Origin of the sequence: Streptomyces sp. CB03238 (genome assembly GCF_002099185.1) — a bacterium.
In the GTDB taxonomy this organism is placed as follows: Bacteria; Actinomycetota; Actinomycetes; order Streptomycetales; family Streptomycetaceae; genus Streptomyces.
Genome location: NZ_NBCN01000035.1, coordinates 12,471 through 28,494, shown reverse-complemented (window position 1 = coordinate 28,494; position 16,024 = coordinate 12,471). Strand labels below are relative to the sequence as shown.

Below are 16,024 nucleotides of genomic sequence, written 5' to 3'. Positions count from 1 at the left end.
GGTGTTCAGCGGTTCTCACGGGTGCGCGCGGCGGCCCGCACGCTCTCTTCCAGCGCTGCCATCAGGTCAACCACCGGGGCGGACTCCGCTGGCTCGGCGGCGAGTTCGCCGCCGCTGACCTTTGCCGTGACGAGTTGCTCCAGGGCGTGGGCGTACTCGTCATGCACTGCTTCGACGTCGATGCCGGTCAGCTCCCGGATGAGCACTTCGGCTAGCTGAAGTTCCCGGTCGGTGACCGGCGCGGACGGCGCGAGGTCTCCGGGGTCGCGCAGTTCGTCTGCCCACAGCAGGGTCTGGAGCACGAGCAGGCCGTGGCGGGGGCGCAGCAGTGCGAGGCGCTCGCGGCTGCGGAGGGCGACCTTGGCCACGGCGACGTAGCCGGTGCGGGCGAGCGCTTCGACCAGCAGCGCGTACGGGCGCTCAGCTCCTGGTCCGTTGGGACCCGCGTAGTAGGGCTTGCCGTAGCTGATGGGGTCGATGTCCTGGCCGGGGACGAACCCGAGTACGTCCACCGTTTTGCGCGTGGGCAGCGGTAGGTGTGACAGGTCCTCCTCCGTCAGGGGCACCATGCGCCCGTCCGGCATGGCAAAGCCTCTGCCGGTCTCCTCGTACGAGATCTCCTTGTTTTCTGCCTGGCAGAAGCGGCGATGCTCGACACGGCTGCCGTCCGGGATGTGGATCTCGTGGAGGCGCACGGCGTGCTCCCGGGTGGCCGCGTAGAGCCGGATGGGCAGCGCGACCAGCCCGAACTGGATGGTCCCGGACCAGGAGGCCCTCATGGTTCCAGCTTCGGCCGACAGCCGTTGGTGCGCATCCCTGGGCCGGGGCACCCGGTGGGGCGAGGGCGATCCATCGGGCCACTCCATCCGGGACTCCACTACGCCCCGGCGCCACACGCCTCCCAGCCGTACGCGCATGCCGGGCGGGTCGGCCGCTGGCCACGTCCAGACACGTGGCTCCGGCCCGTCCTCACGCCGCCAAGGTCGGAGTTCCACCGCATCCGTCGAATCGGTCATACGTACGATTCTAGGCGGGGCCGGTTCGCCCAGCGCCCCTGCCGTGCAGGCATCCCGACCTGCACTTTGCCGACGTGGTCGGCGAACTTCTCCCCCGCGTCATTCGGTCCAGAGCAGGTACAGGTTGACGGGGGCGGGGTCGGGGTCGGCGCCGGTCAGCACCCAGCGGTAGTACTCGGGCACGCTGGTGAGGCGGACCACGACGTCATGGTTGGCGTCCTCGTACGGTTCACTCACGGCTCGCAGGTCCCAGGCGAACCCGAGGGGCGTGACCTGGATGATGCGGCGGCCGTGGAGGTGTCCGACCGTGCGGGCGGGTACGGGCATCCGGCCCCCCGGCAGGTCGGGCCGCGGCGAGAGACGGCGCAGCAAAGCTCTCGGATCGCCTGCCAGCGGGGGTGGGGGCGGAGGCGGGTCACCGGGGGATGGTGGCTCGTACGGCAGCCGGTGCTCGATGTAGACCCAGTCGATGGGCAAGCGTCGCGGGGCCATCTGCTGGCCTGACTCGTACTGACTGCGCCAGAAATCGAGTTCAGGCACCAGGTGCAGCCACGTGCCGGCCGAATCGCGGTGGGCGTCACCGACCACCCTCATGTCGTGCAGCACGCCAACGCCAGGAATCGACGCCATAGCCGGCTTGCCGTGAAGCTCCGGAGGCAGGTGTGCGGCCGGAACCGGCATGGCGGGCGGAGGCACGGCGAGATACCACTCTCCCCCCTCGATCTCCAGCTTCGGCAAGTCGTCCATGGCCCGAAGTATCCCGGACAGGGGAGCAGCCGCCGAGGGCAGGCACACGGAACGAGCCGAAGGGGAAACGGGCAACGGGGCCGTCGGCCAGGTGGTGGTCGACGGCCCCGTTGCGCTGGGCTAGGACTTCGGCTTGATCATGGCGGTGACGAGCCCCCCGCTCGTGCCGAGGAGAGTGCCGGCGTCTCGGTGGGAGACGCCCGCTCGCACGAGTCGTTGGGCCAGTGGCACCGCGGCTTTGCGTGCCTGCTGGGCCAGTTCGTCGGCAAGCTCGCGTTTGGCACGAGCGGTCGCCAACTCGTGGTCGAAGCCGCTGTCACCGGTGCTGTACTCGATGTCGAGCCGCACGTCCTCCGGCTGGAGCCCCTCCGTGGTGCTGGCGATGGCGCGGCGGACACGCCTTTCCATCTGAGCCAGGGAACGGTGCTGCTCCTGCACCCCAGGCAGTTCCTTGACGCTCGCGCGCCACAGACCGCCTGGGGTCAGGAGGGCCTGCACGTGGTAGCTGCTTGGGGTGCGGTTCATGCGTCAGCGGGTCCTCTCGATGACTACGCCCACGCTGCGCGCCAGGGCCAGCAGGTCGTCGTCCTCCGTGCCGGCCGGGGCCGTCAGGCGACGAACCTTGTCGCCCAGGCGCGGCAGCACGTCGGCTGCCGCGCGCAGGACGGAGGGCTCGTCGGGGGAGACGGCGAGCTCCGCGAGGATGCTGGACGCGTCCATGGCTTCCTGGGTCTCAATGGGGGCGATGGTGATGGACAATGGATACCTCCGCTTGATCGGAGACAGAGGCGCGGCGTCGTTGGGAAGCGGCAGGCCGCGCCTCTTGCCGTGTTGGAGCGGGTTGTTCCCGCCTCCCAATAGTGTTCAGGGTCTGAACACTTGTCAATCACCTGAGCGGCTGGCGGTCGTCGGTGACGCGTGCCGCGCGAGACCGGGGGGAGGCCAGCAGCATCGCCGGTAGGGTGGCGCGCATGCTGATTGCCAGCCTCAAGCCCAGGACGATGGGCGGCACCACCAACACGGGGCTCCTGGCCTATGCACTGGCGCGGGCTGGCCACAAGGTCACCTGCTACGACGCAGACGAGTCGCTCCAACTCGCGGCATGGCAGAGGGACGTAACCGACTTCCCGTGCCAGGTACACGTGGCTGACACTCCCGCCTTTGCCGAGACCATCTATCCGGACATGGACCACAGCGGCATCAACCTGGTGGACGCTGGCCACGCGGAGAATCATCCGGACATCGTGGACAGCATTCTCGAAGTCGCGGACCTCGTCATCGTGACGGTCTCACCCACGAAACCGGATTACGAGAGGCTGACCAAGCCCGAACGAGGGACCACGCTGGCCAAGGTGATTCGCCGTTCCGGCGCTCTGCGCCCCAGCGGGCTCCCGCCCACAACCTACGTCCTGCTGAACCGCTGTCAGGCGAACTCGGGCAACCCGAAGAAGTACGCGGGCCTGCTGCGGGACGGAGGCAAGAGCGGTAAGGACCCCAAGTGGACAGTCCTGTCCACCCGAATCCCGCGCCGGGAGAAGATCGCGGATGCGGTGGGCGCTCCGTGCGACGTGCCCGAGAGGAAAGCTCCGTACGACGCGCTGGTCACCGAGTTGACCAAGCTCGGACACCTGCCGGCAGTCGGAGGGACCGCATGACGTCCGGCACGGTGGGACGCAAGGACCGCGCTCGGGCCTTCGTCCCTGAACTGATCCCGGAGCCGGTGGAACTCGACCGGACCGGCCCCCTCGACGCCCGCGAACAGCGGGACCTGGAGCGCATCCACGCGGCCCGGGACCACCACCAGGCCGCCAAGTGGATGCGCGGCAAGTCGCTGGAAGCGGCCTTCAAGCGACGCCTCTACCGGGGCGAGGACGGGCAGCGGACCCGTCAGCAGTACCTTGACGACGAGTGGGACGGCATCAGCGAGTCCGCCGCATACCTGGAGATCAAAGAGTGGAGGCTGGCGGCCCAGATCCACGAAACGTACGAGCAGCCGGCCCCCGACTCCCATGTCCGTGCCCTGGTATCGGTCGCGGAGGAGAAAGGCTGCGAGGAGGTCGCCCGCTGGTACGCCGAACTGCGCCAGCACGGGAAGGCCAACGGGAAGCGCGTCACCGAGAAAGTCGTCCAGAACTTGGCCGCGTACCTAACCTCCGGGGAGACGGGCCGGGAGATCGACGCCCTGTTCGCGCCCCCGCAGCTACCCCCGCCGAGGACGGAGAAGCCCCCCGCCCCGGCGGGTACGGATGCGGCCCCGGAAAGCACTGGCTCAGATGATGCTCCGGGCGCGCCATTCCAAAATTTTGGAATGGCGGAAGGGGGCGACTCCGCACCGGCGGGCCTCGACACCGGCCAGAGCGAGAGCCAGGAACAGGACGACGATCAGGTGCCCGTGCTCGCGGGGCTGCGCGCTGCTGTGGCCGCCTTGGTGGATGCCCACACGGCGTTGGAACCGACGAGGGTCGCGCAGGCCCGGGAGGCGGCGCCGGAGGATGTGGAGCGGCTTTTGGGGGAGGCGCGCGCGTGGGCGCGGAAGGTGTTGGAACGCGTCGACGGCTAGCGCAGACGGACGCATGGGGAAGGGGCGGCACCCACAGGTGCCGCCCCTTCCCCATGCTCCCCAGGTCCTACGCCTGGGCGGTGATCCGGTCCATCTGGTTGCTCGGCAGGCGCCCGAACCGCATGTTCTCGGTGGCCGGGTCGTACTTCCGTACCCGGACGTCGAGTCCCGTACGGGGCGCCTCGACGGCGACACCGGGTTTGACGACGATCATCACGTGGGCGGGGCCGCCGGCCTCGAACCTGGTGAAGATCAGGTCGCCGCTCTTCTCCTGGCCCTGGGCGACGGGGACGGCTACTTCGTGCATCTGCTGGCTGGTGCGCACGCGCAACTGGTAGCCCATCTGTCGCCAGCCGTAGACGATCAGGCCGGAGCAGTCGAAGCCGTCCGGGCCGGTGCCGCCCCACACGTAGGGCTTGCCGACCTGCTGGAGCGCGACCTTGACGTATCCGGCCGTGTTGTCGCTGGCCGGGACACCGACCGGAGTGCAGCCGGTGTTGTTGTTGATCTGTTGGATACCGCCCTGGCCGCCCATGGCGGCGACGATGTTGACCGCCTTCGGCTCGTGCTTGGCGTAGGCGTACGGGAAGCCGCTGCGCTGGACGGCCTGGGCGGCGTCGGTGACGGCCATGTTCTGCCAGCCCTTCACCTGCTGGAGTCCCTTGTAGAACTTCCAGGAGCTGTAGACCGGGTTCATGATCTGTTCGCGTGTGCCCCAGCCCTGGCTCGGGCGCTGCTGGAACAGGCCGATCGAGTCGCGGTCTCCGTAGGGGATGTTGCGCAGGCCGGACTCCTGCATGGCGGTGGCGATGGCGATCACCTGGCCTTTGACCGGGATGCCCATGCGCGCGCCGGTGTTGACGATCGTCTCGCTGTTGCGGATCTGCTCCGGGGTCAGGTTCAGGTTGGCGCTCTTGGCGGAGGCCAGGCTCAGGCCGGGCAGGGCGCAGCTGACGCCAGCCATGTCGAGGGAGGCGACGGGGGAGACCACGCTGCGGATGAGGATGATTGGGACGAGCGAGGCGCCGGCCACCGCGGTTCCCACGAGGAGTCCTATGCGGCGTGCCCGGCGGGCCCGGTTGAGCGTGCTGATGTAGACCACTACTGCACCGCCTGGGCGCCGGGCTGGAGGTCCGACACGCGCCAGCTGCCGTCCCGGTCCTGGACCAGGGTCACGGACACCAGGCCCGCGTCGGTGGGCACCGCGACCTCCGTGCGGCCGATGCCGCTGGTGTCGGTCAGCCGCAGATTCCCGGTGATTTTGGTGGCCTCGATGTTGTCGGGCAGGACGGTGCCCAGACGCCGGGCGAAGTCGTCCGTGGCGTGGACCGCGGTGTGGGCGTACCAGGTCTGCCAGTCCTTCTCGTGGCTGGCCCAGGAGGTGACGAAGGCCTTGGCGACGTTGAGCGCCTGGCCGTAGTCCTTCGTCGTCTGGCTGGGCGAGGGCAGCACCGATGGCGTGGGGGAGGGGGCCGGCGGGCCGCCAGCGGGAGTGCTGGCGGCCGGGGCCGGGGCAGCCTGGGGCCGCCCCGACGTGATGGTGGTGAGCGCCGTGACGCCGACGAGCACCGCCACGGCAACGAGGACGGTGGCGAGCAGCCGCCGCGGGCTGTGCAGCGGCCAGCGCCAGAGCTGGTGCAGCGTCTCGTTCATCGCTCCCCCTCCTCCGGGGCGTCCGCGCCGTGGAGGTCGTCGCGGATGGTGAAGTCCTCCCGGCTGGGGTCGAAGATCACGTAGACGTGGTTGCCGTCCTCGTCGATCGTCGGCGGCACCACCGCGGGTCCGGCCTCGGGCTGCACGTACGGCCGGTCCGCTGCGGGTGCCGTAGCCGGGGCGCCGGTTGTGGTGTCGTCGGCTGCGGGCAGCGGCGGCTGCGCGGTGTCGGCGGGCGGTGCCTGGGGACGGCTGCGCGGCGGCGGGACGCTCGCGGTGGCGCCTCCGCCCGAACCGCCCGGCAGGGGGCCGGGAGCGTCCGGCGTGCTGGGTGCCGACAGCGAGCCCGCGTCTCCCACGTGTCCGCCGGTCGATGTGCCCGATCCGGTGGGCAGCGCCTTGTAGGAGTCGCGGGCGGCCGGGTCCAGGTCCTCGACGTACCAGGCGTCGGCGTCGATGTAGTCGTCCGTGTCCGCTGCGGAGGAGCTGCTGCCGGGGATCGCGCCGGCAGGCCGGTAGCGGGGGTCATGACCGGCCGGGAAGGAGTGCGGCTCCAATCCGGAGTCCGCCTCGTAGTCCGTGTACAGGGTCGGGGTGTCGTCGGCGCCGCCCTGACCCCTTCCCCGCGTCGGTCCACTGTTGGGCGAGTTGGGGTCGTCGGGGTTCATCCAGCCGTCCCAGGAGCCGTGGTCGGCGTCGTACCCGGAGCCGCTGGAGCGGTCCTCGCGCAGGGTGAAGTCGTCGTCCTGCTGCTCGCGGACGGCGTCACCCACGTCCTCGATGGCCTGGGTGTTCTTGCCCATGAGCTTTCGCATGTAGCGGGTGACGAGGTAGTGCTTGCCGTACGCCTTGGCCAGCTTGGCGGGGGTCGTCGCGACGCTGCCGGCGTCCTCCACCCAGTTGCGGTTGGGGTTGACCATGGCGCTCATGCGGCGGAACGGCTTGGCGATCCGCCAGAGAATCCAGGTGATCAGCAACAGCAGCAGGATGGCCACCCACTTCGGCAGCGTGCTGTTGACCATCAGGGTCTCAACGGCCAGCACGTCGACGGCCCCGGCGGTCGCGAAGAGCGGCACGTTGATGCAGGCGGCCATGACGGAGTTCAGACCGGTCTTCACGGTGCCGTCCAGGCGGCGGTGCAGCCCGATGACGGCGATGGCCGGGAAGAGCACGACGACGAACCTGATCGTCAGCTTCGCGCCGATGATGACGATGTCGGAGGCCATGGAGAACGTGTTGGCCGCAGCCGCGGCGGGCAGCGAGAGGCCTGCCGCGCCCAGCCGGCTCCCGGCCTTGCCGGTCAAGTGGCTGTAGGCGCTGGGGTCTTCGGTCTTGATCTTCTCCGCGAGCTCCTGGAACTTCTGCTGCTTGCTCGCCACGACCTTCTGCCGCTCGGCCGGGGGCAGCCGGTCCTCGTGCCAGGTGAGGGCCTGGGCGTCCAGCAGCTGCGGCCCGTACTTCTTGGCCACCTCGCTGTCGGTGTCGCCCAGCATGCCGCGCAGCCACTGCTGGTAGAGCACCGACTTGACGAGCATGTTGCCGTGGGCCGTCGTCTGGTCGGCGGCGGGCGCCGCAGCCAGCTGCATCGTCGTCACACCGCCCTCGGGGGCGGCCTTGGGCTCCTCCTTCGGCTTCGCCAGGTCGACGTTGGCGAAGCTCTGGTCAATGGCGGAGATCACGGTGTTCATGGAATCGTCGGCGAACTTCGAGGCCTGCACCGGGTAGCTGGCGACGCCGGTGGCGAGCGTCATGACGATCAGCGCCCAGCCGGCCTGTGAAAGCACGCTGGCGGTGTCCTTCTTGCGTGCCTGGAAGATGATCACGGTGCCCAGGATCAGCAGCGAGGTGCCGATCCAGGGCGAGTAGACCGCGTCGCGCACGGCGCGGGTCGCGGTCTCGATGACCGGGTCCAGGTCGTCCATGAAGTCGTTGTCGCCGGTCGCCTGCTGACGAAGCACGACAGTCAGTGCCGTCCAGCCCTTGGAGAACCCGAAGACCATGTTGGCCAGCCAGTTGTCGGTGGCCGCCTCCGGAGCGCGCAGGCTGCCACCGCACCCCAGGTCGTAGGTGTGCCAGCTCAGACCGGCGTACCCGTACTGCTCATACAGGTAGGCGTCGGCGTTGGCCGCCGTCGGGGCGCGCGGTGCTGGTGCCTTGGCCGGTCCCTCGTCGAACCAACCGGCTACGCCGTCGCCGGGCGAGTCGAGCTCCGGCGCCGCCTTGCAGTCACCGGTGATGGAGTCCAAGGGGTCGGAGGGGCCGTTGCCGCCCGGGCTGCTGCCGTCCTTGCAGAACTCACCGGCGGGGCCGTCGATGTCCTCGCACTTGGTCTCGTCCTTCGGCTTGTCCTCCTTCTTGCAGATCTCGTACCCGGGGGTGTCCTTCAGCAGCTCGCACGGGTCTTCGCTCGGGTTCGGGCTGGGGGCGGCCGGTGCCTTGGCCACGTACTGGGCGGGGGCGGCCTGAGCCGTGCCCGCCAGCGGGGCGAAGAGCATCAGCAGGATGCCCAGGACGGGAGCGATCCGCCCGGCGGTGCGCAGGCGGGCGCGCTGCCACACGGTTGTCATCACTGGGCCTCCTTCGCCAGGTTCACGCTCGCCCAGGGGTTGCGGTCGCGGTGCGGGTTGGCGGTGGAGTCCAGGGCGTTGAGCAGCGTGGGACGGTGACGCAGCGGCACGGTGATCCGCTCGATGCCACCGGCTCCGTCGTTGAAGATGAACTCCCGGTCCCCGCGTCGCTGCTGGGCGTCGTGGGCATGGGCGGACAGGCCCTCCAGGACCTGTTCGTAGCCGTTGCCCGGCTCCACGCCCAGCAGGCGCAGGGCGGCGCGCTGAGCTGCGCTGCCGACGGTGCGGCCGACGAAGACGCTGTCGATCCAGTTCTCCACCCCGGCTTCGAGGATGTCCTGGGCGTCCTGGGTGGACAGCACCACGCGGCCGTTGTGCTTGCGGGAGTCGCGGCCGGACTTGCGCAGCAGCTCGCGGCCGGAGGAGACGCGCTGCATCACGTGGGCCTCATCCATCCACACGCCCTTGCGGTCGTGCAGGTCGCGGGCGTAGATGCTGCGCTGGGCGTACCAGCCGGCCAGATACAGCAGCGGCATCGCATACCGCTCCTCGACAGACCAGTCCTCGCGCGCGGTTTCGGAGTTGGGCAGGACGAGCCCGCGAAGGTTGAGCACCACCAGGCGCCAGTGCCGGGTCTGGTAGGTGTCGTCGCCGTCGACGGCAGGGAAGATGAGCTGGCCCTGGGGCAGCTCGGCTGCGGCTTCCAGGAGGTCGGCGACGTCGTTGGCGTGCTCCTGGTGGCTGCCGCCCAGCGAGCGGAGCTCCTTGATGATTCCGCGGGGCGAGCCGTGCACGGAGGTGTCGGCCTGCTGTGCGGCCTTCATCAGTACGAGGTTGGTCTGCGCCGTCTTGGCGATCTGCGGTGGCAGCATGCCCATCAGGACGTCGGTGGCCAGCGTGCGGCGGTGTCCGGCCGCGCGCTGCATCTCCAGCCGGTACGCCTGCTCTGCGGCGCGGGCGGGGTCGTCCTCGTCGCGGTAGACATCCGTCGTGTAGTGGGCGGGGTCGGGGTCGGGCACGATCCGGTAGGGGTTGAGGGTGCCCGGGTCGGCGGCCATCAGGTCGATGGCTTTGGAGTAGGGGCGCAGCTCGGGCAGGTCGCACAGGCGGCGGACGGGCCCGGAGGGGTCGAGCACGACCCAGGGGACACCCATCTGCACCGTGTGGTACACGATGCTGCCGCCAAGAGCGGTCTTGCCGGAGCCGAGGGTGCCGAGGATCGGGGTCAGGCCGGAGGACTCGCGCACCTCCTGGCTGTGCCAGGGGTGCCACATCACGGGGCGCCGCGCGGTGCCGGAGGTGTAGCCCAGGTTGAAGCCGCGGCGGTCGCCGACGAACGCGCTGACGGCCGGCAGGCTGCCGCCGAGGGTGCGCACCGGCATGCGCCGGGCGTAGGCGTCGTTGGCGAGCGGCTCACCGGGGATGAACTCCCGGGCGAGGGCCCACTGGCCGCGCGGGTGCTCGATCAGTGCGAACGTCCCGTACTTCTCCTTGACCTTCTTGATCCGCTCGCGCAGCTTCTCCTCGTCCGGCGCGGCGACGGCGATGCGGAACCAGCCGCGGGTGCGGCTGGACAGACCCACAGGGCCGGAGCGGATGTCGTCCTCGATCTCCCGCCCGGTCCCGGCCTGGCGGGCGAGGGACAGCGGTACCTCCACGCCGTGCTCGCGGTGGTGGCGGACCTGGTGGCGGACCGCGTCGAGCTGGCTGAGGATCTCGTTGCCGGCCTCCGTCGACTCGCGGATGTCGATGGTGGCCGCCAGCTCGTAGGGGAAGGGGAGTTGGTCCAGGCGCTGGAGCCAGGGCCCCCACCCCGATTCAGGGATGTCGGGCAGGTCCATCCGGCCGAAGGTCAGCACGCTGACGTGACGCTCCACGCGTCGGCCGTTGCGGTCACCGGAGACGGTGATGGAGGGCGCGTACGGAGCGGGAGAGACCCACTCGATGCCGTCGGTCCACTCGTGCAGGTCGCTCTCGTTCCACACGTCGGTCGGCTGCGGGCGCGCGCTGAGCGGTGCGGGCAGGCACAGCCCGAGCGAGCGGGTCATCAGCCAGTCCATGTCCGAGGCGTGGGCGGGGCTGGCGTTCATGCCCGGCCCGGCCATGATCCGGTCGACGTCACCGATGTCGCTCTGGAGGGCGGCCAGCTGCTTGTCGATGGCGCTGCGCATGAGCTTTTGCACGGCGCGGCCGGCGCCGGTGATACGGCCGATCCGCACCCCGTAATAGACGACCTTGTCATCCAGCGGCAAGCGCGCCACCTTGGCCTGCTCGTCGGCCAGGTACTGCTTCCATCCGGGCAGCGGGTCGACGACGCTGCGGTGCAGCTCGGCGGCCCAGCGGGCGACAGGGTAGGGGCGGTGGGTGACCCGGATGTGCAGTCGGCGGCCGGTGAGTTCGGCCAGGCGCTGGGCGTGCGCGGCGATGAGCGAGTTGCAGTCGGCGGCCGTACGGAATGACCAGCGGACGGGTGCGGCGACGTACCAGGCGGTGACGTGGCCGTTCTTGGTGATGGTCAAGTTGCCGATGATGTCGGTCAGCTGAAGGCCGGTCGCGAGGGTGGAGACCTTCTCTCCCGCGTCCCTGGCGGTGAACAGGCCGGTGCGGCGGCCGGCGGGTGCTGGAGCCTTGCCTGTGGCCGAACGGGCGCCGCGTGCGGTGCGCTTCAAGTCAAGTCCCTGGGGTTGTTGGGCAGAAAGTGGTGTGGGGGTCCGCGGTCAGCGGCAGCTGCGACGCCGGATGCCCGAGGCGGACATGACGGCGACGACGGCCTGGTGCCGCTTGGACCGTGGTGCGCGGACCTCGTTGAAGAACGTCCTGACCAGTGCTTTCACGCTGTGGTCATGGGTGACGTGAGGCATGATCTTCCGGGTCAGCCAGATGACCGCGAGCATGCCGTAGACGATGGGCCAAAAGCCCATGAGCCCGGTCTTGCCGAGGGCGATGAGCATGAGGACGGTCAGCAGCGCGCCGACGCCGTACGCCTGGTAGCGGGCGCGCCACGGCAGGCGGGTTCCCGGCGGGCCGAGGAAGACGGCGTCGACGTTGTAGACCTCGTCGTCGGTGTGCATGCGCACGGCGTCAGGCCCCCCCGGCGTTCCCCGCAGTCACCAGGCCTACGAGCCACTGGCCGAGGCCGAGGGCGGTGTTGCCGGTGCCGATGGCTGCGATGGCGATACCGAAGATCGCGATACCGCCCGTGACCAGCGCGCCGTTCCAATCTTTTCCTTTTGCCCGGAAAATCACGACCAGGCCGACGACCAGGAAAGCGATGTTCAGGAGGTTGTTCTCGATCCAGTCACTCAGCCCCGCAGAGCTGGGGGTGACCGGCGCGGGAGCGGCGAGTTCGGCGGCCGTGGCGGCGTACGCCATGCCGGCCTGGGGGCCGATCGCCAGTGCGGCGACGGTGAGCGCGGCCGGTACGGCGAGCCGGCCGAGGCGGGTGAGCCGGGCGCGCCGGCTGCTCTTGGAGGGGTTGGTGGATGGCATGAGGTTCGCCTCTCTCTGGGGTGAGGGCCCGTCAAGTCTTAAGGGACTAGCGGGTTATGACATGCACGGTCCACGATAGGCGCTCGAAGGCCTGTTGTGCAGGCCATTTGGGTATGTCCGCAACTCATCTCCGCAGGTGAAGTGTTGAGCCCTATCGTGTCTCTCGTAACTTCAACGGGGGTGGTTACGTCACCGCTTCGAGGAGAGAGATGGGTAGGGAATGTGGCTCGGCGTGGGCAAGGGGAAGGGCGGCGCGGGGTGCACCACGGCCGCTCTGGAGCTGGCCTACGCGGCGAGCCGGCGCACACGGGGCGGACGTCCGCGAAGGGTCGGTGTCCTAGACCTCGACCCGCAGGGCAACGCCACCGATGTACTGGAGCCAGCCACGCGCGCAGCCGGGATCAAGGATGTCCTCGCCCCTGCCGACGGCAGCGGCAGGCCGGTGAGGCTGCGGGACACCCTCGTGCCCACGGCCTGGGCCAACATCCTGGTATCACCGGCCGACCGCTTTCTGGCGAACCGCGAAGTGGATATCACGGCCACGGGAATGACCGCCCTACGCCGAGCGCGTATCTCCGGCGAGCTGGACGACCTCGTCGATGATGTCGTCATCGACCTGCCCAGGCACATCGGGAAACTCGCCGCAACCGGCCTGCTCGGCATCGAGCACCTTTTCATTACCGCACAAGCAACCATGTGGGGTGCGCAAGGTGCGGAGGAAATGAGATACACCGCCCAGAAGATCGCCGAGAAAGGCAACCCCGAATTGCGCATAGCGGGTTTCATTGTTGCGGCATACGAAGAAGGGGCGGACGCAAGCCGCGTGCTACAGAACATGCGCGAGCATTTCGGCACCCTCCTTTTAGAACCAGTGGTGCCGCGATGTTCGCGCGTGTGTGAGGCGCTGGAGAGTTATCACCTTCCATGCCGTGAATACGGGGGTGCAGACCTGGAATCGGTCGCCGACGTCTACCAAGGCATTTACGACCGCACCCTGACCCAGACAGAGGGCACGCAGTGAATCCAGCAGAGGAAAACCGATCGGCGGCCAAGGGGCCCCGGCGGGCGCCGGCGACCATCCGACAGCGCAGCGAACCCGACCCGGTCGATGTCGCCCTCGCCGGTGTCGCCGACACCCGACCGACAGCCCGTCGCCCCGACACCGACACCGTCATGTCGGCCGACATGACGCCCGACACCGACAGGGCGGTTGTCGCCGACACGACACCCGACATCCCCCGACACCGACAAGCCGACATGTCGGCCCCTGCCGTCATGTCGGCCCCTGCCGTCATGACGGCCGACACCGACACGACCGCCCGTCCGCCGACACCGACATCTGTCGGCGACACCACGACGAACGACACCGACACAGGTGCCGACAAACCGACCGACATGACGGAGGACTCCATGTCGCCGACATCCGCTCCACCACCCACTCGTGACGTTGCGTCACCGCTGCCTGCCGAGTCGATGAGGTCAGCGTCCTTCAGCCTGCCGCCCTCACTGATCGAACGAATGCGCGCCGCGCAGTGGCACACGCAGCTCCAGCCGGACGGCCACCACAACGTCAGCGAACTCGTGCGCACCGTGCTGCTGGCGGAAGTCGAGCGCCTGGAGGACCGCTACAACCGCGGCCAGCCCTTCCCCCGCGTCGAGCGTCTGCGTAGCGGCCCCAGTCCCCAGGGTGCCGTTCGCGGCGCGCAGCTCAGGGCCCACAACCGACGGAAGAAGGGGGGAGGGGGCCAGGATGCCAAGGAGCCAGGCGCAGACGGGGCGTAACGCAAAACCCCGCCTCGGAGGGCGGGGCGGCGGAGGGAGGCTGAGTCCTCAGATCCTCATTCTTGCGGTTCAGTCCTCAGCCTATCACCGCTGTCAAGCCCAAAGAGGAGACACGCAAGTGACGGAAAGTCACCCCACGGGAGGGAAGCGCCATGGCAGCCACCAGCAGCTCTGACGGCACAGAAGCGGGGAAGTCACCGGTCATCGGCGCCGTGATGTACGGGGTCGGAGCGGCCTTCATCGTCGTTGCCCTGGCTCGCTTCACGGGACAGGACGTCCTCCTCCAGGCCGGCCTGCCGGTGATTGCCGTAGCGACGATCGTGGCCGCGTTCGGCTCCGCGGCCCTCCACCGCCGGCGCCGCCCCGCGCACGAGCTCTACTCAGCACTCGCGCCCAAGTTCGGCTCCTCGTTCGAGCCGCAGCACCTGAAGATCGCGAAGCGACGCGGCGGCGTGCCGTCACAGATTGTGCTCACCTATCCGCCGACATTCGATGAGCGGGACGACAAGGCGCGCGCCGACATCCGCGACATCATCGCCAAGCGTGTCGGCGGAACGGTGACGGCGACATGGCAGCCGCCCCAGCGGCGACTTGTCGCCGACATCGTCCCGGGCGGCGACACCGACATCGTCGACACCGACACCGCGACGGCCCTGGCGTCTGTCGGCGACACCGAAGAACGTGTCGCCCACCGCGCCCGGTCGACCAGTGTCGTCCAGGCGATCCTCGGCGCGGGCGCCAAGGTCGATGTCGCCTTCGACGACGACAGCGACATCCCGACGGCGATCGAGGCGACATACGACACGACGACACGCGACCTCAGCCCCAGCTTCCGTGACCGTGTCGCCCAGCAGGTGAACGCCAAGGTCCCCGGAGAATGGCGCGATATCTGGGACTTCGAGAAAAACAAAGTCCGGTTCGAACTCCGCCCCCCGTTCCCCACAAACGTCCCCTATCCCCTCGACTTCAAGCCGAGTCGCTACTCGCTGCCTTACGCGGTCACCGAAGCGAACCAGATCGAAGCATGGAAACTCGGCAGCAAGAACCCCCACTGCCTCGTCGTCGGCCCGACGGGCAGCGGAAAAACCGTCTACATCCGAAACCTCGTCGTCGGCGCCCAAGTCCTCGGCGTCCCGGTCGTCCTGTGCGACCCCAAGCGCATCGAGTACATGGATTTCCGCGACGTGCCAGGCGTCGTGGTCCTCACCGATCCGCGCGACATCGCCCAAGCCATCGTTCTCGTTCACTCCGAGATGGAACGTCGCTACAAGGAAATCGAATACGGAAACGCTAAAAGGGGAGACTTCAGCCGCATTCTGTTCATCCTCGACGAGTTCTACATCTTCAAGGAGGCGCTCGCCGCGATCTGGGCGGAAATGAAAGCCGAGAACCAGCAACTGAAGGGCCGTGAGCACCCCTGCCTGGCCCTGTGGAAGCGCATGGCAGTCCTCGCCAGGAGCGCCATGATCCACCTCCTCATCGGCATCCAGCGCCCCGACGCGGAGTTCCTCACCGGCCTGGCCAGGGACAGTTTCCGCCACCGCGTCAGCCTGGAGAAAGCCACCCCGGAGACCGCACAGATGATGTGGGGCAGCCGCCGCGTGGGCACCGACCTGCCCAGCGTCCAGGGCCGCGCCATCGCGACGACCGAACGCGGTCCCGAGCACGTCCAGGTCTTCCGCCTCCTCACACCCTCCGACGACGACGCGTTCGACGCCGGAGACAAGGTGATCTGGGACGAGCTCGTCAGCCGCATGCACGAGGCCGCGGAGAGGTACGCCAACGAGACCGGCTCGGATCCGCTGTGGTTCCTCGGCGACCTCGGCCGCTCCGTGCGCGCACGCTTCAGCGTGGAACAGTCGGCCACGCCGGCGCTGGAGGTCTCCGACTACACGCCACCCTCCGCGCAGCACGACCCAGAGCTTGAGGCTCAGGGACTGGAGCACGTCGGCGTGTACGAGCTGGAGGTGGGCGACCAGGTCGAGCTGGACCTGGACGGGCAGGACGTCGCCGTGAAGGTGCTGGACCTCCACTTCGATGAGGACGAGGAGGGAGAGGAGTACGTGGAGCTGGAGTACGAGGACGACGACGGTACGACCGGCGTCAAGCGCCTGGAAGTCGATGACGTGCTCACCCGAAAGCTCCCCGCGACAGCCTGACCAGGCGACGGCGGTGGTGGACCAGGCCGGGCCCGCCGGCCCGGGGGAGCC

15 protein-coding genes are annotated in these 16,024 nt (G+C 69.0%); 5 read left to right on the top strand and 10 right to left on the bottom strand.

From position 1 onward, the window contains the following. Positions 1–5 precede the first annotated feature (5 nt). The 4 genes from BKD26_RS36060 to BKD26_RS36045 all read right to left on the bottom strand — a co-directional run bounded on the left by BKD26_RS36060 (position 6) and on the right by BKD26_RS36045 (position 2,522). Positions 6–779 (bottom strand): Ku protein, encoded by a 774-nt coding sequence (locus BKD26_RS36060; RefSeq protein WP_179166833.1) that lies wholly within the window; start codon positions 777–779, stop codon positions 6–8. A 336-nt stretch (positions 780–1,115) separates the two neighbouring features. Then, on the bottom strand, positions 1,116–1,763 hold the full coding sequence (locus tag BKD26_RS36055) for a hypothetical protein (RefSeq protein WP_084907033.1): 648 nt from the start codon (positions 1,761–1,763) through the stop codon (positions 1,116–1,118). A gap of 120 nt (positions 1,764–1,883) precedes the next feature. Beyond that, positions 1,884–2,288 (bottom strand): hypothetical protein, encoded by a 405-nt coding sequence (locus BKD26_RS36050; protein WP_084907030.1) that lies wholly within the window; start codon positions 2,286–2,288, stop codon positions 1,884–1,886. Positions 2,289–2,291: 3 nt separating this feature from the next. After that, the gene (locus BKD26_RS36045; RefSeq protein ID WP_084907028.1) at positions 2,292–2,522 is read right to left on the bottom strand and encodes a hypothetical protein; all 231 of its coding nucleotides are present in this window, start codon (positions 2,520–2,522) and stop codon (positions 2,292–2,294) included. Positions 2,523–2,734: 212 nt separating this feature from the next. On the opposite strand from BKD26_RS36045, the gene BKD26_RS36040 reads away from it, so the two are divergent. Continuing rightward, positions 2,735–3,418 (top strand): plasmid partition protein, encoded by a 684-nt coding sequence (locus BKD26_RS36040; protein WP_107418117.1) that lies wholly within the window; start codon positions 2,735–2,737, stop codon positions 3,416–3,418. After that, positions 3,415–4,323, top strand: coding sequence for a hypothetical protein (locus BKD26_RS36035; RefSeq protein WP_084907024.1), 909 nt, complete (start codon positions 3,415–3,417; stop codon positions 4,321–4,323). Before BKD26_RS36040 ends, BKD26_RS36035 begins: the two co-directional genes overlap by 4 nt. Positions 4,324–4,390: 67 nt before the next feature. Here the strand turns inward: BKD26_RS36035 and BKD26_RS42165 are convergent, their stop codons facing one another. From BKD26_RS42165 to BKD26_RS36005, 6 genes are read right to left on the bottom strand one after another with little or no spacing between them, the layout of a single operon-like run. Next, on the bottom strand, positions 4,391–5,425 hold the full coding sequence (locus BKD26_RS42165) for a C40 family peptidase (protein ID WP_084907022.1): 1,035 nt from the start codon (positions 5,423–5,425) through the stop codon (positions 4,391–4,393). Next, entirely contained in the window at positions 5,425–5,976 is a 552-nt protein-coding gene (locus BKD26_RS36025; RefSeq protein ID WP_084907020.1) for a hypothetical protein, read from the bottom strand. Before BKD26_RS36025 ends, BKD26_RS42165 begins: the two co-directional genes overlap by 1 nt. Then, positions 5,973–8,543, bottom strand: coding sequence for a hypothetical protein (locus BKD26_RS36020; protein WP_084907018.1), 2,571 nt, complete (start codon positions 8,541–8,543; stop codon positions 5,973–5,975). Before BKD26_RS36020 ends, BKD26_RS36025 begins: the two co-directional genes overlap by 4 nt. Next, complete coding sequence (locus BKD26_RS36015; protein ID WP_084907016.1) at positions 8,543–11,212, bottom strand: ATP-binding protein; 2,670 nt, start codon at positions 11,210–11,212, stop codon at positions 8,543–8,545. The genes BKD26_RS36020 and BKD26_RS36015 overlap by 1 nt, the downstream gene beginning before the upstream one ends. 48 nt (positions 11,213–11,260) lie before the next feature. Further along, positions 11,261–11,614, bottom strand: a complete 354-nt coding sequence (locus BKD26_RS36010; RefSeq protein WP_084907014.1) for a hypothetical protein — start codon at positions 11,612–11,614, stop codon at positions 11,261–11,263. A 10-nt stretch (positions 11,615–11,624) separates the two neighbouring features. Continuing rightward, on the bottom strand, positions 11,625–12,032 hold the full coding sequence (locus tag BKD26_RS36005; RefSeq protein ID WP_084907012.1) for a hypothetical protein: 408 nt from the start codon (positions 12,030–12,032) through the stop codon (positions 11,625–11,627). Positions 12,033–12,264: 232 nt separating this feature from the next. On the opposite strand from BKD26_RS36005, the gene BKD26_RS36000 reads away from it, so the two are divergent. The 3 genes from BKD26_RS36000 to BKD26_RS35990 all read left to right on the top strand — a co-directional run bounded on the left by BKD26_RS36000 (position 12,265) and on the right by BKD26_RS35990 (position 15,973). Beyond that, a complete protein-coding gene (locus BKD26_RS36000) occupies positions 12,265–13,053 on the top strand; it encodes a ParA family protein (RefSeq protein ID WP_179166832.1) in 789 nt (262 codons plus the stop codon). A gap of 152 nt (positions 13,054–13,205) precedes the next feature. Then, positions 13,206–13,814 carry a hypothetical protein gene (locus BKD26_RS35995; protein WP_084907008.1) on the top strand — a complete coding sequence of 203 codons (609 nt, stop codon included), beginning with the start codon at positions 13,206–13,208 and terminating at the stop codon, positions 13,812–13,814. A 152-nt stretch (positions 13,815–13,966) separates the two neighbouring features. After that, entirely contained in the window at positions 13,967–15,973 is a 2,007-nt protein-coding gene (locus BKD26_RS35990; protein WP_084907006.1) for an FtsK/SpoIIIE domain-containing protein, read from the top strand. Positions 15,974–16,024 lie beyond the last annotated feature (51 nt).